We start from the raw sequence: 21,769 nt of genomic DNA, 5'->3' as shown, positions 1-21,769 counted from the left end.
GGGAAGGAGACAGTTAAAACACTTCCACCCGCAAACCGGTGGCGTTGCGCACGGTCTGGGCGATACGAGAAAGCACGCGCAACGGCAGATGCCGACAGTCGGCATTATGCACCGGACGCGTAGCGGAATAAATCTGAACCAGGGAAATTTGGGCGCCACCTTTTTTTAACTCACGCAAACGGTGGGCATACTGCTCGATTTCCTCCGGTGGCGGTTCCAAGCCGCCAAAGGAAGCGAAGAGGCTTTGGATGATGATGGCGCGCTGGCGTCCAATCATCAGGATATTCGCCAGAACTTTTTCGAGCTTCACTTGGGAACGGTTCACCAAGTCCATGTATTCCTGGGTGCCAGCGTCCAACTTGGCCCAAATCTCATCGTTGTGCGTAAAGTATTTCAAGCCGGATTGTACGCTATCGGTATCCAGCCCCGTGCCGTTGGTGATGAGCACCATTTTGAAGAATGGCACGCGTCCCAATGCGCGCAGGTGGGTGATCGCTTGAACTGTCTCCACAAAGTTCGGGCACAGGGTCGGTTCGCCATGGCCGCTCAGGGCCACGTGACGCAGGGTGGTCAGTTCGCGCGGCAAGGCGCCTAACCGGGGATGCTCATGAATTCGATCGGAACGGACATAGTTGATGGTTTGCTCCAGTTCCTGCGCCATGGCATCCACGTCCAAATGGGTTTCACGAGCGGGCGTGGCGCGATTCACTTCGCAGTAAGGGCAGTCAAAACTACAGAGTTTCGAGGGGCTCATGTTGACCCCGACGGAAAGGCCGCGCGCCCGGGCGGAGATGACCAGGTAAACAAAGCGGTTGTTCAAGAAATCCTGCGGTGCCCCAAGCGCGGATTCTTGTGGCAGAACATCCCGGTGTCCCACTCCATGACCGGACTTCCCGTCGTCCTTTGGGGACGGCGGATGAACCACATATTCACTGGCAGGTGAATCAGACATCGCTCAATATATTCTAACTATCGGGTTTACTCTAGTGTGTATAAGCTGCAGCAATGGACGCCAAACAACTACACCCGGCTTGCTATTGAATGGACGTTTTTTGGCAAATAGATAGCCAAGATAAGATGCCTTTTGGGCAAAAATCGAAAAACCGAGGTCCAAACCAAAAACGTTAATTTTTGATAAATTTCTGCTTGCTCTTGTTTCGGTATTGGATTTAATTATTTCCGATTTAGCCGCACCATGAGGTGTGGCAGTTTATGGTAAAGTTTTTGCGACTGCATGAATAAACTTCAACGGTGGGGGGTTGCGTGAGCCACCCTCACGCTTCACGTAATCAAGGGTCCGCCAGCGCCTTCGTCAGGGTCAACGGTAAAATCCGTGCCCGTGAGGTCCGGGTGATTGGCGCTGACGGCAAACAAATTGGTGTCATTCAACTCAATGACGCGCTGCAAATGGCCCGCGCCCATGGCTTGGATTTGGTGGAAATAGCGCCTACCGCAGTTCCGCCGGTCTGCCGAATCGTGGACTTCGGCAAATACCGGTACGAGATTGCCAAGCGCGACAAAGAGTCCAAGAAGCATCAGCACGCCAACAAGGTCAAGGAGGTCCAGTTGAGCCCGAACATCAGCGAGCACGATTTCGGGGTCAAAAAGGGACATGCCATTGACTTTTTGTGCGAGGATATGAAGGTGAAGATCACCCTCAAATTCCGCGGGCGCGAAATGATGCATCAGGAATTTGGCTTCCAAGTGGTCAATAAATTCCTGAAGGAACTGGCCCCTTGGGGGCAGCCGGACTTCACGCCGAAGCTGATGGGGCGCGGCTTGAACGCGATGATCAGCCCGCTGCCGCGTTCCAAGCGCGCCAAGAATCCCAATGAGGGGCAACGACCGATGCCATCCGAGTTGGACGTGCCGGACGAGGAGGATCAAGAGGAGGAGGAGCGGGATGAGTACGAGGTTAACTCGCCTGAATCCCAACCGGGGGATAACCGACCACCGCGTCCCGTTCAGCCTGAAAAGCCCAATGGCTTTACCAATAATCCGTTTGCCAACCTGAATCCGGCTTTGAACGCCTGAGTTGGTTTTGGGCGGTGGGCTGTCAGTAGTAATGGCATTCCGTTTGTTACGGAAGGGGTGCCATTACCAATCGGTGATTGGGTCGAAACAATCGGGACCAAGTCAATTTGCCTGAGCCTCTTTATCATCATCAGCCCACCTCCTTTCCGCTTCGGGGGCGGCAGTGCGATGCTCTGCCGTTCCTGACATTTTTTCAATTAGCTTTTGACATTACCCGGCCTTTGGTCCATTTTCCCCCGCTTAATTGTTTAAGAATAACTGGGCGGCAAAGTCCGCCTCGCAGACTAAATTTGATACATGGGCAAGGCCTTAATAATTGCGGAAAAACCGTCCGTGGCCAGCGACATCGCCAAGGCGCTGGGCGGTTTTAAGAAACATGACGATTATTTCGAGAGCGACCAGTTTGTGCTCTCGTCAGCCATCGGTCATTTGCTGGAAATCTGTCCACCAGAGGGTGTTGAAGTGACGCGTGGTAAATGGAGTTTTGCGCATCTGCCGGTCATTCCGCCACATTTCGACCTGCGCCCGCACGAGAAGACCAAGTCGCGCCTGAACCTGTTGCAGAAGCTCATCAAGCGCAAGGAAGTGGATGCCCTCATTAACGCGTGCGACGCCGGACGGGAGGGGGAACTGATCTTCCGCTACATCGTCAAGTATGCGGATGCCAAACAGCCGATCAAGCGGCTGTGGCTTCAATCCATGACCCCCGCCGCCATCAAGGAGGGGTTTGCCACGTTGCGCAGTGATGCCGAAATGCTGCCGCTGGCTGACGCGGCTACCTGCCGTTCGGAATCGGACTGGCTGGTGGGGATTAACGGCACCCGGGCCATGACGGCGTTTAACTCCAAGAGCGGCGGTTTTCATCTCACCACAGTGGGACGCGTACAGACGCCCACCCTGGCCATCCTGGTTGAGCGCGAGCAGCGCATCCGTGACTTTGTGTCGCGTGACTACTGGGAAGTTCACGCTACATTTTCCGCACACGCCGGCACGTATGACGGGCGCTGGTTTGATGAGAAATTCTCCAAGGACAAGGACGACGCTGATCTTAAGCCGGAGCGGGTATGGGATCAGGCCAAGGCCTTGGCAATTCAAGCCAAGTGTCTGGGCAAACCGGGAGTGGTGACGGAGGAAAGCAAGCCCACCACGCAATTGTCACCGCTGCTTTATGATCTGACCTCGCTGCAGCGTGAGGCTAACGGGCGCTTTGGGTTTTCCGCCAAGCAGACGCTCTCTATCGCGCAGGCGTTGTATGAACGGCACAAGGTGCTGACGTATCCGCGTACCGATTCTCGCGCGCTCCCCGAGGATTATCTTGGGACCGTGCGAAAGACGATGGAAGCGATGGATGGCACCGCTTATGCGCCGTTTGCCGGAACGATTCTGAAACAAGGCTGGGTGCGCCCCAACAAGCGGGTGTTCAACAATGCCAAAGTGTCGGATCACTTTGCCATTATCCCCACCATGCTGCCGCCCAAGCACCTGAGCGAGGCGGAAGCCAAGGTTTATGACATGGTTGCCAAACGCTTCCTGGCGGTGTTCTTCCCGGCGGCGGAATTCCAGGTGACCACGCGGATTACCCGGGTGGAAGGCGAGCCGTTCAAGAGCGAAGGCAAGGTGATGATTAACGCCGGGTGGATGGCCATTTACGGGAAAGAGGCGGAATCCGGGGATACCCCCAACCTCGTGCCGGTGGTCCCCAACGAACAGGTGGATACGACCAAAATTGAGGTCGAATCCAACCGAACCAAGCCGCCGGCACGGCTCACGGAAGCCACGCTGCTTTCGGCCATGGAAGGCGCCGGGAAATTGATCGAAGACGAAGAGTTGCGCGAAGCCATGGCGGAAAAAGGTCTGGGCACTCCCGCTACGCGCGCCTCCATTATCGAAGGCCTGATTTACGAGAAATACATTCACCGTAACGGACGGGAATTGCAGCCAACCGCCAAGGCGTTTTCGCTGATCACGTTGCTGAATGGCTTGGGCATCCCCGAACTGACGCGTCCGGAACTAACCGGGGATTGGGAATTCCAGCTCAAGCAGATGGAGCGCGGCACCTTAAAGCGCGAGGTCTTCATGCGCGAAATTGCCGAGATCACCAAACACATGGTGGCCCAGGCAAAAAGCTACGAGAGCGACACGATTCCGGGCGATTTCGGCCAATTGAAAGTCCCGTGCCCGAAGTGCGGCGGGCTGGTGAAGGAAACGTACAAAAAGTTTCAGTGTACGAAGTGCGACTTTGCCTTTTGGAAAATCATCGCCGGACGCCAGTTTGAGGAGTCCGAGGCGGAGGACCTGCTCAGCAAGGGCGTGGTGGGACCGTTACAGGGATTCCGTAGCCAGAAAGGCTTCCCATTTGCCGCCATCATGCGGTTGGGGCCGGCACCCGAGTTTAAAATCGGATTCGATTTCGGTAATGATGAATCCAAGGATGCGGCTAATGGCGGACAGCCGGCGGCCCCGGTGGATTTTACCGGCAAGGAGCCGCTGGGCAAATGCCCGAAATGCGGCGGTAATGTCTTCGAGAACGGCATGAATTTCGTGTGCGAAAAAGCAGTGGACGCGAAAAAGGCCTGCAAGTTCAAGACTGGTGCCATCATTTTACAGCAGGCGGTGGATAGCGAGCAGATTAAAAAGTTGCTGGCTACCCGGCAAACCGATCTGCTGACCAAATTTGTCTCGAAAAAGACCGGGCGTACCTTTGAGGCGTACCTGGTGCTCGATAAGGATGGGGATGTGAAGTTCAAATTTGCCGAGCGCAAAGCGCGCGGCAAAGCGGCCAAGGACGACAAGCCCAAAGAGCCGGCTGCGAAGCTGGATTTCACCGGGTTGACGCCCATCGGCCAATGCCCCAAGTGCGGTAGCCGGGTATTTGAATCGCCAACGGATTATATCTGCGAGAAAAGCCAGGCGGAAACCAAACCCTGCAAATTTAAATCCGGTAAAGAAATATTGCACCAGGCAGTGGACCGTGACCAGATGAAGAAACTTCTGGAAACCGGTCGCACCGACCTGCTGACGCAGTTTATGTCACGCAAGACCGGCCGCACTTTCAAGGCGTTTCTCGTCTTAAAGGAAAAAGGCAAAGTCGAATTCGAGTTCCCGGAACGGGAAGAAGCGTAGTGACTGGAGAGCCTGCGGTTTGAACTTTACTCGATGCCAGGGTTCTCCCTTGCGAGAGTGGGGGCGGTTGCATGTTTGGGGTGCCGTGCCGCTCGCCTCGGTATCGGCCTGTCCCTCGTGGTTTCATTCAGTTGGTTCAATGCACGGCAAATGGCCTTCGGGCTTACTGATAAGTCCGTAACTTAACCTACACAAGCATTCATTTTTTGCGATTTTTGAGCCTTTTCGCGGCTAATGATATTTTCTATCCCACCGACTTGGCAGTAATCGTATTGCATTCGGCTTGGCAGCGCTTGACTTGTGCCCGCAAAAGCGGGAAATTCCCTCTTTGGCCGGGCATGTGGCGGAATTGGCAGACGCGCGGGACTTAGGATCCCGTGGAGAAATCCGTGCAGGTTCAAGTCCTGTCGTGCCCACCAGGTGTTCAGTAAAAAACTATTGGGACGGCTATGCGTTTGAATGCGCAGGTGTGGTTGTGCGTCAATAATTGAATCAAAATATGAAATTCTGGACTCAACGAATCGGCGGCCTGATGGCCGGTGCTTTACTGGCAGTTGGGGCAACCGCCTTCGCGGCGGACACTCCCTTCAAGGGTTATTGGGCGCTGACCATCCCGGGCGGTGGCGCTGGCTGGTTGGGCGTCGAGGAAAAGGATGGTAAACTCAAAGGCAGTCTCCTTTGGGGGGGCGGCAGCGTGTTGCCCGTGACCAGCGTGGAGGTGGCGGACGATGCGTTGGTTGTCAAACGCGTCAGTGAACAGAAGAAGAAGGACGCCACTGGCAAAGAGAAAAAGACCAAGGTCACCGAAACCATCACGGCCAAGCTGTCCGGCGATGACATGAAACTGGTAACCGTGAAAGTCGGGGAAGACGGCAAGGAGTTTGGTCGCGCGGAATTCACCGGCAAACGCGTTCCGCCCCTGCCGGCCAAACCGGACCTTGCCAAAGTCAAGTTTGGCGCGCCGATTGCCCTGATGAATGGGAAGGACCTGACCGGCTGGCGGTTGATCAACCCCAACAATGCGAATGGCTGGAGCGTGGCGGACGGGGTGTTGATGAACCGCCCAGTCCAAGAGGAAGGCAAACCGCACAAGAGTTATGGCAATATTCGCACCGAGGCGGAATTTGAAGATTTCAATCTAACCACCGAGGTACGCACGCTAAAAGGCAGCAACAGTGGCATTTATCTGCGCGGCATCTATGAAATTCAGGTGCTCGATAGCTACGGCAAGCCGCTTGACCCGCACAATATGGGTGCCCTCTACAGCCGCATTTGCCCCACCGTATCGGCGGAAAAACCGGTCGGCGAGTGGCAAACCATGGATATTACCTTGGTGGACCGTCATTTAACCGTGATCCTCAACGGCCAGAAAATCATTGATAACCATCCGGTACTTGGCTGCACTGGCGGCGCGCTCACCTCGGATGTGTCAAAGCCCGGCCCTATTTACCTGCAAGGCGACCATTCGAGCATAGATTACCGGAATATGGTATTGCGCCCGGTGATTCGCTAAAACAACCCGTCGCGCAGGGGCGAAGCTTGAATGCCCGCTAAAATCACGGATGGTAATTTGGCATGTTTGGTGGCCACCTTTACCTGCCAATATGGCCAGTTAAGGCGTTCCTTCTGCGCCAGACCGGTGTTTTCTGGTAGGGAAGGTGGGCGATCTCATCCGGTGGGAATAAAATTCATCTGGTAAATTAGCCAAGCTAACTGGATTGTGAATTTTCTAACGCAAATTTTGTCAATATACCCGTAAAATTTGGAGGGGGGGGGCAGTTTGGTTCATGTAGCCCTGAACAGGTGTGATAAGAAGTTATTATAACAGGGCGAAGCGAATCCGTTTATGGATCAAAAAAGCATGAATAATACCGAAAATCGTGTTGCAAACATGGGCAATTGACTGTACTTTTAGTTTTGTAACAGTTTGAAGCTTGGATAAAGTTATGTTACCAACGTCGCGGAAAATACCTTGGCCGTCGGCAGCCTGTTTGGTGTGGTTGAGTGTTTCGCTTATTGGTTACGGTGCGGAATCTGAAACCACCAAGCCGGTATTGGCACTGCTTTCATTTTCCACCAACGCACAGACACAAATTTCGGTGGACGGTAAAGCCCCGGTGGAATTGCGCATGCTCAAAGGTGCTACCCACGAGGGGTTAACGGTGACCATGGATGCGTCTGGACAGGGCATCCATTCATTCCAATCGGCCCAGGACGTAATGGTTGAAGCAGAGGGTTTTGCGGGCTGGTCCGCGCGCGTGCCCGCCGGCAATCAAGCCGGATTTCGGATCGCAACGAATGGCGGCATGATTGACATCGTCACTTCCAGCAATAATCCTGCCAGTATCGAGGTGATGTTTCATGACGGCGGCAAGGCAATCATGGGGCCCGGCTCCTTTGGCCGCTTGGACGCCTTGTGGGATCAAACGTATTACTTTTCCGGGCGCGGAAAAGTTCTGGCCAAGGATGCCGATGGCCAGGAACGTCATCTTAACCAGTACCTGCTGCCAATGACTGGCGGGCCGCTCAAACGGTTCAAGGACAACCAAGGGGCAACGCGGTGGATACGGATGACGCCTTTGACCGAGGTATCCATTTCCGGTCCGGCGGGCGGGGATCTGGAAATTGTGGTGGGGACCAACAAAATCATCCTGCCTTCCAAGCAGTCGCAGCGGGTGGAATTGCACAACGGGACGGTCATTGATTTTATTCAGAATCCAAACAACAACTATTTGGATTTGCGGGTGCCCAAAGGTGCCTGCCGGTTGTGGGTGGGCGGCATGGATTGTTGGAGCGCTTCCGCGCTGGCGGATCAACAAGCGAGTATTCTGTGGGATCCCGCCAATAACGCGGTGGATATTTCCAGCTACACCGCCACCAACGCTTTTGTGGTGGCGCGCGACATTCTGGTAAAAATCGCCAATCGCATTTCATGCAGCGTGCCCGCCGGCGTGGGCTTCCAGTATGCCAACGTCAATAACTGCACGACGTTCACTGCGAATGCCCAACGTGGCAAGGTCGGCATGTTCAACCCGGATATTGGGCAAGAAGTGCTGATCAGCCCAGGCGCCTCCACCTTTAAAAATGGCATCCCTGCTGATCCCCGCAATATCAGCCACCCCCGCAATTCCCTCTCCCTGGGCTGGAACAAGCAGGATCTCAAGGTTACCGGCACCGCCGGCGATTATCTGCTCTCCCCCAATTCTCGGCGTTCCCTCCAGCAGGGCGGGTCGGGCGTTTTCGACGTGGCGGTGGATCCGTCTGGTTCGGTGGGCATTCGCAGCATGAGTGCCGACGTGAGCATTAAATTTGATCCGTTGGGCCAGTGGACCATGGATGTCGCTCAAGGTGATCTGGTAAACGTCACTTGGGATCGTCTCAAGGGCGTCTTCATTGTGCAAGCGTCGTCCGATAATACTGGAACCGTCACGTTCACCACCCCGGAAGGGCAGGCGCCCATGGTTAACCCCGGGGGAGTCATCACCATTATTTGCGCGAAGGATGGCAGCTATTTGTCGCGCGGCGAAGGGGCCACTGTTTTTTATGAAGCGGGCGGTGCGGCGGAAGTAATGACCTTTGGGTTTGTTATTCCTGGAGCGACCTTTAATGCCCCGAATTTGGGGTTGGGCACGGAAATGCAGCCACCCATGACTGATCCCGCGATGTTGGCTCCGCGGGTATCGGAACCACCGGTGACCGTGTACGGTAAATAAACAGGGGAAAAGTGGCACCAAAGAAACATAAAATTTGCGCGAAACGGACCAGGCGGCAAGCCTTGATCCACTGGTTTGTCTGTCGGCCTTGGCTGACGGGATTGCTGTTGGGGTTGCCGTCGGCAGCCTTGGCGCAAACGGATCGTCCTTACTTGATGCAAACCATGCCCTATCCGGTCTATAGTTACCCGGAGCCGGCGAATTATAATCTTAAGTGGGGAAAACTGATTGCGCGCATCGAGGGAAATGTTCAGTTTGAATTTAACGATAACATCAATCTGGCCAAAGAAGGACGGATCGCGGATATCAGCATCGCGCCCATGGTGACCGTGGGTTTCATTCTGCCAACCTCCCGTGAAAACGTGCTCACATTCGACGTTGGGTTCGGGTATCGCTGGTATCTGAACACTCCGTCCGTAAGCAGCTTGAATCTGGCACCGCGTTCCCGGCTGGATTACCGGATTTTCATGGATGACGTGCAGATTAATCTCCATGACAATTTTACGATTCATTCCGATCCGCTAACCCAGGTGTATGTGAAAGGGCAGGCTGCGCAACCGTTGAAGTTTCGCCGATTCATTAACACCGTTGGCGCCATTGGCGAGTGGCGGCCCTGGCGGCAATGGGGGTTTCTGGCTGGGTATGACTATACGCTGGACCGAAGCCTGAGCAGCGAGTTCCTTGATCTTGATTACGATTCGCACACGTTCATGTTGGGTGCCTATTACATGCCCTCTTCACGGTTTACCGTCGGTCTCAACGGCAGCGTGAGTCTGATCTATTTTCGCAACGGCGTGCAGAACGATGGTGGAAATTGGAATGTCGGGCCGTTCGCCACGTGGCAAGTCACCCAGTTTATCAGCCTCGATGCTTCCCTCAGCTATACGGAAACCTTTTTCGGCGATTCCGGTTTGCTGCCTGACCGCTCGAATTACCAGGGCCTCAGTTTCCAGTTGAGCGCGCGGCATCGCATGAACAGCACGACCACGCAAACGTTGAGGGTTGGCCATTCAATTGGCACTGGCTATGGGGGCAATTATACCGAAAATTGGGGCATTCAATACAGCTTGATAACCCGGCTTACCCGCGGGGTTTCGCTTAACTCCATGTTGTCTTACGATCATTACCGGGTTTCGCAAAAAGGTGGCGATTACGGCGACCGTTATTTGGTTTACCTTGGCACTGGCCTGCAATTGGATCGCAAATGGGATATGGGACTCGGCTATACGTTCTCTTGGAATGAGTCGGGGCTGGGATATGGGTACTACCAAAACCGGGTGGTGATTGATTTGCATCGAAAATTCTAACATGCGTACCGTTATAAACATTCTCGTGCTGATCGCTGGACTGGCGGGCGGGGTGATTTTGCCACAGGCGCTGGCAGCGGAGGAGCTGGTTACCAATAGTGTGGCGCCTGCCAGCACGAACGTGGAATATACTCTGAATACGCAGGATCGCCTGATTTATCTGGTCGAGGAAGACCCGGTGAAGGCGCAGGATGTGGACCTGATCGGCGTCAATGCCGCCGGGGATGCCTCGTTTCGTGTCTCCCGCGGCTCGGACATGACCATCACCTTGAAGGCGCGCGGCAGAACCGTGGCTGATCTGCGCCGGGAGCTTAAGGAAAAATTGGATGGCGACTTTTATCAGGATGCCCATGTGAAGCTGGAGTTGAAGGATTCCGCGCCCAAGTTTGGACAGGTGCTGTTCATTGGCAAAGGTTCCCGTGGCAACATGCTGCAACTTGCGCCGGGCGAGGAAAAACGCATTTTCGAGGCCGTATATCAGGTGGGTGTCAATGAATTTGCCAATTTAAAGAAAGTGAAGCTGCAGCGCGTGGACCCGGTGACGCAAAAAGCTACAACCAGGGTTGTGGATCTCGAAGAAATCCGGCGTGGCAATCGCACCAACAATGTCGTTTTGCAAAACGGCGACATCATTGATGTGCCGGAGAAAGGGTTTGTCATCAATTGACGGTCATGAATGCACCACAGCCTAATGTAGCGCCACAGTCCATGGGTTTCGGTACCGGCGTGATGGACCGGGTGAATATCTATTTTCGCGTTCGGCGCTATCTCAAAATGCTGGCGCGGAGATGGTTCGTGCTCGTTCTGGCCGTGATTGTCTCCGTCGGCTTTGCCGCGCATAACGCCTTCACCACGCCGAACAAATATCGTGCCACCAGCAAGATTGGCATTGCCCCGCGGGTGGTGACCCCGTACGACAAAGGCGGCCAGTTGGTGGTGGACCTGACCAGCTTTTATGAAAATCACTTGCAGTACATGCATAGCAGCGCGGTGCTGAACCGGGTGGATCAAAAGTTACGCGCCAACCGTCAGTTTGCGGATAACAAAGCCACCGCCACGCCCATGGCTTCGCGCGGCGTCGGCTATTTTCTGATGACGGTCGAAAGTGTTGATTTTGAATTCGCCCGCCAGTTCTCCATTTTCTGGGCTCGTGAATTCATGTCCTTTCTGGATGAACGCAACCAAGGGGTGGTTTCCGAGCGGCTCGCGGAAACCCGGCGCGATATTGAGCGCTACGAGAAACGGCTCGAACATGCCCGGCAAACGTTGCAGGATTTCCAAAAAAAGAACAACATTGCGAGTGTCAAGGAAACTGCGGATGCCGCGCAGCAACGCTTGGATAACCTGCTGGATGAGTTTACCGCCATCCAGACGATGCGCCAACGGCTCGAAAATAAAACCAGCCAGGACCTTGCCCGGGGTGGGCTCATGCAAACCCGTAAAACTCCTGAGAAGTCCGCCAACCCAGATAAGACTGGCAATGCCCGTAATGATACCATTGACCCATTGGATCGCTTTCTGGGGGAAACGAAGTTTGGCGACGTGGATCTGCAACTGCGCAACCGCGAGTCGGATTACAATCATTGGCTCAAAACTTTGAAGCCCAAGCATCCGTACATGGTTAGTTTGACCACGGACTTGGACCGGCTGCGGCGGGATTTGCAGTACCAGTTGGAGATGATTGAGGAAAAGCGCAAAGCCCGCATTGAGTCCCTGCGCCGCGATGAGGAGAGTTATAAGCCCCTGATTGATAATCTGCGCAATCAAGTATTTGAATCACGCGGCGTCCAGAACGAGTTTGAACGCTTAAAGTCGGATGAGAATGATGTCAAAGCGGATTTGGAGGATCTGCGCAAGACGGTTCGCTCGTTGGAAGCCAACAATAACCGGGACAACATGCTCACAATCCTCGAGGAAGGCATCGGTACACCTGCACCGGTAAGTCCAGACCGGCAGAAAATCATTCTCAGCGGCTTGTTGGTCGGGCTCGCGCTGGGAATGGGTATCATCTATCTCCTTGATCGCCTGGATGACCGGCTGGAACTGGCGGAAGACATTGAAACCGAGCTGGAGGAACCGGTGTTGGGCCAAGTACCGTTGATCAAGCGCAAGTCGGGAGCAGGCAGCATCCTGATTTCGGACATGGACGAGCATAGCATGTTTGCAGAATCCATCCGGGTGGTGCGCTCGGCGGTCATGTTGGGTGTGGAAGCCGAACGCAAGCAGGTGCTGATTGTCACCAGCGCCATTCCGGGTGATGGCAAGACCACGTTTACCGTCAATTTTGCCGTCACGCTTGCGGCGGCTGGCAACAAAGTGTTGTTGGTGGATGCGGATATGCGTCGCGGCAATACCCACAACTATTTCAAGTTGGAGCGTACTTTGGGGTTGGCTGACGTTTTAAGTGGCAAGACGGATTGGCGTGAGGCAATAAGAACCACACAGGTTCCAACGCTGTTTCTCCTAACCACCGGCAGCCTGCCGAAAAATCCCGGAGAATTGCTGATTGGCCCGCTCACCACCCCCTTTATTGAGGAAGTGCGCAATGAGTTTGATTACATCGTGTTTGACTGTCCGCCGTTGACCGCCATTGACGACGCGTTTGCCTTGGTTCCCGCTGCGGATGGAATTCTGTTCGTGATCCGCGCTGGACAAACCTCGCTGCGTTTTGCCAAAAACGCCCTGGCCGCCGTGCATCAGCGCGGGGGGCAAATATTTGGTATTGTTTTGAATGGTATCACCGCCGATAATCCCTACTATTACTATAACCATTACTATCATGGTTATTATCGCAAGGGCCGTGCGGTTTCCGACGACGACGACCATCCAACCCGGACGGACGACGCGGCATCGCCGTCCGCCAAGGGGGGTTCTGCCGCGAACACGGAAGTTAAAACTGAAGGTAATATCTGAACCAAAGGTTGAGACCGAACTCACATGAGATTCCAGTGACTGCGTCCGTCGAGCTGGTTCATCCGGTGTCGAATAGGGCGGATTTGGCGTGTTTTTTCATGCGATTGGGGCGTTTTAACATTCAATAATGTGGCGGCATTATCCATGGTTGGTGGCGTTGTTTCTATCCCCATTGCTTTACGGTTCCATCACTGCCGAAGGGCAGGTGATGGTGGGGCTTTTGCTGGCGTTGAGTGTCGCGCTATTGTCCGCTGAATGGGGCGCGTGGTCGGTGCGCCTGTTCCCGGGCTGGTGCAAGTTGCTGGCGCTGGGAATCATCCTGCTCCCGTTGGTGCCGCTACCGGCAGGGGTGGTGGGCGCGTTGTGCCCGGAGCGTGCCTTGTTGGCGCAGTCGTTTCCGATCGAATCAGGACACCCTTCGACCTGGCTTTCGTTCGGTTTGTGCGTTGGCGGTGCGTTACAACGGCTGTGGGAATTGAGTTTGGTGGCCACCTTTTTTTGCCTGGCGCGTTTGGGCATGGCACGCCCGGCGTTTCCTTTGCATCTCGCTGGAGTGCTTACGGGCACCGTTGCCGTTTTGGCGCTCAGCGATGTCTGGCTGCGGTATCATGGCGGGAAAAGCATCATGGGAATCTGGGAGGTTCAATGCGCCTACGCCGCCGGCACCTTTGCCAATCGTAATCATTTTGCCAACTACATCTATATGGCCAGCCTGTTCCTGTTTGGCTGGTTGATTCGGAATGCCCAACCGCTGCATGCGGCCCGCACCATATTGTATGGCGGAAAGAAACGTTCACCGCTCCGGTTTGTGACGATTTTTGGAACCCTGATATTTGGGCTGGCGATGGCGGCGTTGAGTGGGTCGCGCGGTGGTTTTATTGCTTTTGGCGTGGGCCTGGTCGTGTGGGGTGCCTTTCTGTCGTTGCGTTCGCACAGCCATAAACGCTGGCTTGGGGTGGGGATATCCTTGTTCTTGCTGGTGTTGGCATTGGTATCGGCCAGCAGCTTGCTGTTTGACCGGTTGGCCACCGTCCGCTCCCAATTCCCTTTCAAGGTGGAAATTTGGAAACAGGCAGTGCAAATGACGGCACATTTTCCCCTGTTTGGCACCGGACTGGGCAGCTTCGTTTCGGTGTTCAGCCATTACAAGCAGATGGAGGGGGAACGGATGATTTGGCACGTGGAAAACGACTGGTTGCAACTGTTGGTTGAAACCGGGGCTGTGGGGGGGCTTTTCTTTGGGGTTTGCCTGGGCTGGCTGCTTTGGCGCGTGATTGGTTTTGCATTAAAGGAGACCATGCCGGAACCGGAATTATGTTTCGGCGCCTTGGCGGGTTTGACCGTCTTCGCCTTTCATGCCTTGTTCGAGTTTGTGTTCCAAATTCCGGCCAATGCCATCCTGGCTGCCGTGTTGCTTGGTGTGCTGGTGGGAATGCGGGATCAGCCGTGCCGTCCGGCATTACCCTTGCCGCCGGCGAATTGGCGGGTCGCGGTCAATTTTGCCTGGGCGGGTGTCCTGACCCTGGTTGCGGTGTTGCAGGGGGTGGCGTTCTGGCACTGGCAGAGCGCGCAGCAGGTGCGCGCGCCAGCCGCTTTCGTCGCTGAGGCCAGAAAAGCTCGCGAGTGGTGGCCTTTGGATAGCCGCCGGGAGGTTGGCTTGGCACGCGGCGAGGTGGAACTGTTTGCCTCGCAAAATCGTTCCGTCCAGCGGGCGAGTGCGGGCGCATCCAGAGAGAGACTGAATCATGCCTTGTGCTTGGACCCGATGAACTGGGAACTCCGGCTGGAGCGGACTTGGTTGGACTTGGCATTTTCCACCAATGCGGTGCGGGCGCGTCAGGAGGCCTTTGAGGTGGTTCGACTCAACCCGTTGGAAACGCGCATTTGCCTGCGTTTCGCCCGCCATTTCGCCCGGCGCGATCCCTTGACCTCCATGGAGTTTCTGCGCCGGTTGGACCTAACCAAACCGGACCTGCTGCGGCCCGCCTTGGAAATCGCCTGGCTGGGTGATTCTCGTCCGTCAGTCCTTTGGTCCCTAACCCCGGATACCCCGGGTACCCTGAAAGTGCTGGGTGACTTTGCGGCGGAACGCGGCTTGAATACTCAGGCGGCTCAAGCATATCAAATGTTGGTGGGCCGGGAAGATCGCTTGGAATTGGCCAAAAAGTTTCTGCGCATCAAAATGCCGGAAGCCGCGCTCAACCTGCTCCCCTTGCCATCCAATAATCTGAATGTCCGACTGGTGCAGATTCAGGCTTTGTACGAGCTGAGACAGTATGCCGATACCATTCGCCAAGCGGAGGTGTTCTGGGCGGGTTCCCAGGTTCGCAAGCGGCTGCAAGCGCGTTTTCCCATCGCACAGAACGAAGAAGATTTACCGCCGCTGGAAGCACTGCTGTCCGCTTGGCGAGCCTCACCGGATAATGAGAGCCTCGCCCAGCGTCTGGCCGAGCGCGCCTATTTGCAGCCCGTAAAATCGCGCGATTCCGCCTTGTTCCAGGAATTGGCCGCGCGCTTTCCCAACCAGCCGCGTTTCCTCTGGCTGGCCTATCAAACTGAGCGGGATCAAAACAAGCTGGCTGGGGCCGCGCGTCTGGCGGTGCAGCTCGCCGAGCGCCTGATTATCTGGGCGGGATGATTTCCATGGAGCGCACCGATGCCGAACTCATTGCCGCTGTTCTGCAAGGGGATACCGTCAGTTTTGAGCCCCTGGTAAAAAAGTATTCGCCCCGCGTGTTTGCGACCGCGCGCCGTTATGCCCGCCGGGAGAGCGAGGTGGAGGATATTGTCCAGGAAGTCTGGCTGCGGGCTTTTCAGCGGCTCGGCACGTTTCGCGGCGAAGCCCCGTTTGAACACTGGCTCATGCGGCTCACCGTGCATGTCTGCTACGACTTTCTGCGCGGGCACCAGCGCAATCGCGAAATTACGCTCACGGAAATCAGTGACGAAGAACATGACTGGCTCGAACGGTTTGCCGCCCAACCCGAACCGTCGTCGGACGACTCGAATGCGGCCAAACAGTTGGTGGAACGTGTGTTGGCACAACTTTCTCCATCGGCGCGCCTGGTCATCACACTCTTGGAAATTGAGGAAAAAAGCGTCAAAGAAATTGCGGAATTAACCGGCTGGTCGGTGCCGCTGGTCAAGGTGCGCGCGTTTCGGGCGCGCGCGGAAATGCGTAAAGTTCTGGCCAAAATTTCCCAAAATAAGTATTTGTAACCTGTGCGGCATGATGACCGTCTAAAAATTTGGAACCGTTATGGATTTGGATAAACTACAACAGAATCTGATTCGAGTGGCGCGCAACAATGCGCCTTCCGATCATGTGCCGTATGCCTTCGAGCAGCGCATCCTGGCGCGCCTCAAAGCCACCCGCGCGGTGGATACGGTGGCGCTGTGGACGCAGGCGCTCTGGCGGGCGGCAGTCACCAGTGTGGCGGCCATGCTGTGCCTGTGCGCGTTGTCCATGCTCGTTCCAACCGCCACGGACAGCTTGGCCGAGGATTTGGAAACGACCGTCGTGGCTGGTCTGAACCAGGTGGACAACGGCTGGTGAAGACTTGGAAACTCATTCTTGCGACGCTGGTCATTTTTGTTGCCGGAATCGTCACCGGTGCGACGGTTGCGCACCGGCTTATGACGGCGGTCAAGTCCCCTATTCCCCGTCAACCCGAGGGCGTGGGCCGCAATTGGATGATGCAGCGTCCGGAGTTCCTGCAACGCCTCAAAACGGAATTGCGACTGACTTCCGAACAGGCGGATAAGGTGGCCGTCATCCTGCGTCAAAGCAATCAGCGCATCGAACCGCTTTGGGAATTGATTGGGCCGCTGTTGCAGGAGGAAACCGCCAAAGTCCGTCAGGAAATCAAAGCCGTATTGACCCCGGAACAGCAGAAACAATTTGAAGAACTCGCCAAGCCACGCATGACCCGGCGTAACGATGGTGACCTTTCCAAGGGCCGTCCGAATGCCACCACCGGTGGCGCCTCCAAAGGCCCCAAACCGGCGCCGCAACCCTGATCCGGCCAACCGGAATTCTATCGCATCGGCCCTGGCACCGAGGTCACATCATCGTTAAGCACTGCGGGATCAAGGTCATCCAGAATGATCACGCCGGGATGCTGCCGGCAAAGCATGGGGTCATGCCATTTCCAAACCACGCGGCCTGATTGGTCAAACTGGAGTAGTCCAGCAAGTCATGGCCCAGGAACCCTACCGCCACGCCAAGCGGGTCTTTTGGATCGTGGACAATGGATCCTCCCATCGCGGTGCCGCCGCCATCCGACGGCTACAAACGGCTTACCCCAATTTGGTTTTGGTTCATTTGCCAGTCCATGCCAGTTGGCTAAACCAAGTGGAAATTTACGTTTCGATCGTGCAGCGAAAAGTCCTCACGCCCAATGATTTTACGTCGTTGAAGAAGTGGCCGAACGCCTGCTGGCATTTCAAACTTACTACGAACAGATCGCGCAGCCGTTTGCTTGGAAATTCACGCGGACAGACTTGCTGGTGCTGATCGCCAAAATCAATCAACGTAACTGTGCGACGCTGGCGGCTTGAGTTGGGAATACGTCACCGAATTTACGCCACAGAGTACTTAGCTGCCCGTGATCGTGCCGTCTATCATTTCAGGGTGTGCCAAGCGGATATGTATGCATCAATCAGGCTGGGCACCGCTACGGTTTCTTGGCCCCGCCCTCGAAGAATTTTGGATGGCAGCTTTCACAGGCGGTGCTCACCGGTTTCCATTTGCCATCCTTATGGCATTTCGCACACGCCACATTCTTGTGGTCCTGGTTGAGCCGGTAGCTTGACATGGTGTTGTGGTCGAACTGGAGATGTTCGCCCTTCCAACCTTCCATGCCGTGACACTTGGTGCAGTTGGCATCCAGCATGCCCTTGTGCGCGTCATCCTTCTGGTGGCAGCGCAGGCACGTCTGATCCGCCGGGGTTAATTGCCCCAGAAGGGCGATTTTCGCGGGTTCATGGCAGGTGTTGCATTTGGCTTTCAAATGCTTGCCGGTGAGGGCTTCGCCAAAGCAGGTATAACGCAGAATATGCGTGGTGCCCGGGTCTTTCTTGATGAATGGATTGGCGGTGGAGTGGCAGGAGACGCAGAGCGAACCGTACTGTTCCGGGTGTTTGACGGTATGACACTTGTCGCAGGTGGTGTCGAGCCCCTTGAACTTGGCGGAGGCGAGTTTTTTGTCCGCATCGGTCGGCTTGTGACACTTCACGCACTCCAACGGGATATGCCTGCCCGTCAATGTGAACTTGGTGTCCTTGGTATGGTCAAACGCGAGTTGCTTGATCGTCCAGGTGGTGGGGGCGGTGTGACACTTGGTGCAGGCCTGCTGGAATTGTCCATTGTGCGGGTCCTTATGGCAATCCACGCACTCGGACTTCAAGCCACGGAACTGTGCGGAGGCCAGTTTCTTCTCCGGGTCGGTCGGCTTATGGCATTTGTCGCAGGCGGCAGCGGCATGTTTGTCCGTCAGTTTGAACTTGCTGTCTTTATTGTGATCGAACGCCAACAGTTCCTTCTTCCAACCGGTGGCAGCATGGCACTTGGCGCAGGTTTGCTGAAACTGTCTGTTGTGCGGGTCCTTGTGGCATTCCACGCACTCAGATTTCAGACCACGGAAGAGCGCGGAAGCGAGCTTTTTCCCGAGCTCGGGTTTGTGGCATTTGTCGCAGGCCACCGCGGTATGTTTTTCCGTCAGTTTGAACTTGGAATCCTTGTTATGCTCGAACGTCAATAATTCCTTGTTCCAGCCCTTGGGGGTATGGCAGGTGGTGCATTGGGCGGCGAATTGTTTGCGGTGGGGATCTTCGTGGCAGGCCACGCATTCCTGCGAGAGCCCTTTGAATACGGCGGTGCCCAGTGCAGTGGCGGGCGCTTTGGGTTTGTGACACTTGTAGCATTCCACGGAGGCGTGTTTGTCCGTCAACTTGTATGTGGAGTCCTTGTCGTGCGCAAACTTCAGATCCTTTCCGGTCCAGCCATTAACGGTATGGCATTTCTCGCAGGTGTTGGCGGCGAACTGCTGATTGTGCTGATCGCGATGGCAATCGGTGCATTGCTGGTACTTGATGCCGATGTAATAAATGCCGGGGGTATCCTTGGTGCGGGTTTTCTTATGGCATTCATCGCAATTCACTTTGATGTGTTTGCCCTCTTTCTTGAAGCTGGCCAGGTTGTGATCAAATTTCTCTTTGACCAGCGGCACAATGGATTTGCCCATGGCCAAGTGTTCCTTGTGGCAACTGATGCAGGAACCTTTCAGGGTGCCGTGGTACCCGGCCAGGCTGACGCGTCGCGCCTGAACGTCCTTATGACACTCCACGCATTTGGCGTCGGGGATTTCGCCCGCGTAGGCATGGCACTTGGTGCAGGATTCCGCCGCCGGTCCAAGGCGATGCTTGGTGGATAATTGATTTGGGGTGATGGTGGCCGAGAAATGCTTGGAGAATTGCTGTTTTGCCGAGGCCAGTGGAGCCTGGCTGAATACGATGGCGCCAAGGATGGCCATGATCACCGCCACCGCGAGGATGACAACTTCCACCTTGGAAACAAAAATTTCCTCCATGATGGTTTTGTTGCTGGCCGGTTCGGCGTGCGAACGCATTGAGGGCGGCAAGCTGAGGGTGTGATGATGCTCGACGTATTCCATGGGCGACCAGCCGTGAAAGATGCCCATCAGCGCAATGCGCGTGCTGGGATTGAGCAGTGCCAGGAATAGGTGACCGCCCACCGAGCCCGTGGTGGCGAAGAACAACGCCGCATGCAGATACCATGGCACCAGAATGGTGCCCTTGAACAGCATGAGCAGGCCGGTCAACCCAAAGCCAATGAAATACACCATCACCAGGGAGGCGTTGATCTTCTGGCCGGTGTTGAAGCGGCCCACGGCGGCGATGACGGCTTTTTTGTCGTACAGGCTGCGCACCGATTGCACCATCCAGAGCAGGTCCTTTTTGCCCCAGCTCAACACGATGCGGATGTGCGCCCAGTGGACCTTGGGCCGCAGCAACACCACGAGGGGCAGGGCAGTGATCCAGAAAATGGCAAAGACCTTGTGTACCAGCACCACCATGGACATCCATTCGCGGTTCATCTGGAAGAATCGCGCTGCCGCCATAATGCCGCCGGTGAGCATCAAGAGGACGAACGGAACGGCGTTGACCCAGTGCAGCACCAACTCCGGACGGACGAAGCGCCGGAACTTTTGGAAATTCAGATAGTACTGCTGGTTCTCCGGGTTAAAGGAGAGGATCTGGTTGCCCGTCGCCTGGTGCAGCGCGGTGAGCACCTCTTTCACCTCAGCCAATAGCTTTTCCGCCGGTTGCACGCCGTCGGTCTCCAAGCCGGGTCGGCACAGGCAGAGCAGATCCCGAAATTCCGGGGCGGTGGCACCCGTCTGGCAATAAATATCGCTGGTGGCTAGGCGGTACACGCACAAGGCATTCAGAAGGCGCCGGGCCAGATCTTGTTGATCGGAGCACGCCAGGACTTTCCCCAGTTTGGCATTTAAGGTGATGTAACGCTCGGTGACAGCCTCGATTTCAGGTATGGATTGCCAGGCTGACCGGGTATGGATGATGTCCCAGTAATGGTCATAGGCAATCAGGCCGGGATCGTCTTGGGGAAGCGGTTCGTCCAACCGCTGCTTGATGAGGTCTGAGACTGCGCGCAGCAGGCACTGGCCTTCGGCGAAGTTGATCTTTTCGCAGACGGTCAGGAAGTCGGGGTGAAGCGGGAACAAGGCCACGAACTCCGACATCCGATCCTTCAGGTTGCCATAGTATTTGGCAAACCTGGCCAAATGCGACTGCACCTGCGCCTTTTGTTCGGGCGTCTTGCGGGTCAGGCGTTCGGCCACGATATAGGCGGCATCTCGGGTGTTGAGCGCCACCGTGTGAAATTGCTCCTTGACCCGGTGGAGAATGTCGGTGGTGGGTTTGTCCTGGGCATGGTCGAAAAGCGCGTCCCGGGAGCTGGCCAGGAAGCGGAACTTCAAGTGCTGGCACGCCTCGCCCAGTTCGCGCAGGAACTGCAAATCCTCGGCCAATTCCTGACCTTTGCGTGGCTCCAGATGCGCTTGCAAACCATCCGCCACCACCAATAACCCGTGGTCGGGAAACTGCTGATGGAACGCCGCCATCATTCCCTCGAATCCCGATTTGTGGACTTTACCCCTGGTGAAAGGCGGGAAGGTGTACGCAACTCCCTGGGAAGCCAGGTAGGTGGTGAAGCGGCGGGTGAGGAGATCCCGCAGCGTCTTGGAGGATGCGCCAAGCTCAATGCGAATGACTTTAAAGCGGCCGGCAATGGCTTCGATTCCGGCGTTGCCTTTGCGGTTGGTGGCCTCTGCCTGGACCGCCTTAGGGTTGGTGACGGCTTCCGCCAACTCCGCGTATTCCGCGAGGGCGGATACTGCGGCAATTAAATGGGTTTTGCCGCGTCCGCCGTTGCCGGTCACCAGCAGCGCCTTGCCTTCGCCCGCGCGTTCGAGTTGCAGATGGGGGAAAATCTGTCCCGTCAGTCGGGCGGCCATCTCCCCGGAAATCAGGAAGTCGGACACCAGCCGCTTCGCCGCGTCCTTGCGATTGGCGTCTTGAAGCCGAACCGCTCCCGTGAGGGGTTCAAACTGGATGAGTTCCCGGTATTTCATGTGA

General features: G+C 55.7%; 14 protein-coding genes, 1 tRNA gene and 1 pseudogene. 14 read left to right on the top strand and 2 right to left on the bottom strand.

Annotated features, from left to right (window positions below; all coding sequences use genetic code 11):
• Positions 1-13: 13 nt before the first annotated feature.
• Positions 14-952 (bottom strand): hypothetical protein, encoded by a 939-nt coding sequence (locus WCO56_01170; GenBank protein MEI7728150.1) that lies wholly within the window; start codon positions 950-952, stop codon positions 14-16.
• A gap of 311 nt (positions 953-1,263) precedes the next feature.
• On the opposite strand from WCO56_01170, the gene infC reads away from it, so the two are divergent.
• The 14 genes and pseudogenes from infC to WCO56_01100 all read left to right on the top strand — a co-directional run bounded on the left by infC (position 1,264) and on the right by WCO56_01100 (position 17,650).
• Complete coding sequence (gene infC / locus WCO56_01165) at positions 1,264-2,034, top strand: translation initiation factor IF-3 (GenBank protein ID MEI7728149.1); 771 nt, start codon at positions 1,264-1,266, stop codon at positions 2,032-2,034.
• A 297-nt stretch (positions 2,035-2,331) separates the two neighbouring features.
• Entirely contained in the window at positions 2,332-5,157 is a 2,826-nt protein-coding gene (locus WCO56_01160; GenBank protein MEI7728148.1) for a DNA topoisomerase III, read from the top strand.
• A gap of 334 nt (positions 5,158-5,491) precedes the next feature.
• Positions 5,492-5,576, top strand: a tRNA-Leu gene (locus WCO56_01155).
• Between the two features lie 80 nt (positions 5,577-5,656).
• Positions 5,657-6,670, top strand: coding sequence for a DUF1080 domain-containing protein (locus WCO56_01150; protein ID MEI7728147.1), 1,014 nt, complete (start codon positions 5,657-5,659; stop codon positions 6,668-6,670).
• A gap of 433 nt (positions 6,671-7,103) precedes the next feature.
• A complete protein-coding gene (locus WCO56_01145) occupies positions 7,104-8,870 on the top strand; it encodes a hypothetical protein (GenBank protein MEI7728146.1) in 1,767 nt (588 codons plus the stop codon).
• 62 nt (positions 8,871-8,932) lie between these two features.
• Positions 8,933-10,177, top strand: a complete 1,245-nt coding sequence (locus tag WCO56_01140) for a hypothetical protein (GenBank protein MEI7728145.1) — start codon at positions 8,933-8,935, stop codon at positions 10,175-10,177.
• Between the two features lies 1 nt (position 10,178).
• A complete protein-coding gene (locus WCO56_01135; protein MEI7728144.1) occupies positions 10,179-10,844 on the top strand; it encodes a hypothetical protein in 666 nt (221 codons plus the stop codon).
• 5 nt (positions 10,845-10,849) lie between these two features.
• Positions 10,850-13,090: a polysaccharide biosynthesis tyrosine autokinase gene (locus tag WCO56_01130; protein MEI7728143.1), complete on the top strand. Its 2,241-nt coding sequence runs from the start codon at positions 10,850-10,852 to the stop codon at positions 13,088-13,090.
• A 127-nt stretch (positions 13,091-13,217) separates the two neighbouring features.
• The gene (locus tag WCO56_01125; GenBank protein MEI7728142.1) at positions 13,218-15,728 is read left to right on the top strand and encodes an O-antigen ligase family protein; all 2,511 of its coding nucleotides are present in this window, start codon (positions 13,218-13,220) and stop codon (positions 15,726-15,728) included.
• A complete protein-coding gene (locus tag WCO56_01120; protein ID MEI7728141.1) occupies positions 15,725-16,309 on the top strand; it encodes a sigma-70 family RNA polymerase sigma factor in 585 nt (194 codons plus the stop codon). The genes WCO56_01125 and WCO56_01120 overlap by 4 nt, the downstream gene beginning before the upstream one ends.
• Positions 16,310-16,355: 46 nt before the next feature.
• Positions 16,356-16,646: a hypothetical protein gene (locus WCO56_01115; protein MEI7728140.1), complete on the top strand. Its 291-nt coding sequence runs from the start codon at positions 16,356-16,358 to the stop codon at positions 16,644-16,646.
• Complete coding sequence (locus WCO56_01110) at positions 16,643-17,110, top strand: hypothetical protein (protein ID MEI7728139.1); 468 nt, start codon at positions 16,643-16,645, stop codon at positions 17,108-17,110. The genes WCO56_01115 and WCO56_01110 overlap by 4 nt, the downstream gene beginning before the upstream one ends.
• Positions 17,111-17,288: 178 nt before the next feature.
• A pseudogene (locus tag WCO56_01105) lies at positions 17,289-17,444 on the top strand (IS630 family transposase).
• Positions 17,445-17,512: 68 nt separating this feature from the next.
• Entirely contained in the window at positions 17,513-17,650 is a 138-nt protein-coding gene (locus WCO56_01100) for a hypothetical protein (GenBank protein ID MEI7728138.1), read from the top strand.
• Positions 17,651-17,766: 116 nt separating this feature from the next.
• Here WCO56_01100 and WCO56_01095 read toward each other — a convergent pair whose 3' ends face one another.
• Entirely contained in the window at positions 17,767-21,765 is a 3,999-nt protein-coding gene (locus WCO56_01095; protein MEI7728137.1) for a DUF6079 family protein, read from the bottom strand.
• Positions 21,766-21,769: the final 4 nt, after the last annotated feature.

It is taken from the genome of Verrucomicrobiota bacterium (assembly GCA_037139415.1).
GTDB lineage: Bacteria > Verrucomicrobiota > Verrucomicrobiia > Limisphaerales > Fontisphaeraceae > JBAXGN01.
Note: the sequence above shows the minus strand (reverse complement) of the source record. Positions and strands in the feature narration are given on the sequence as shown.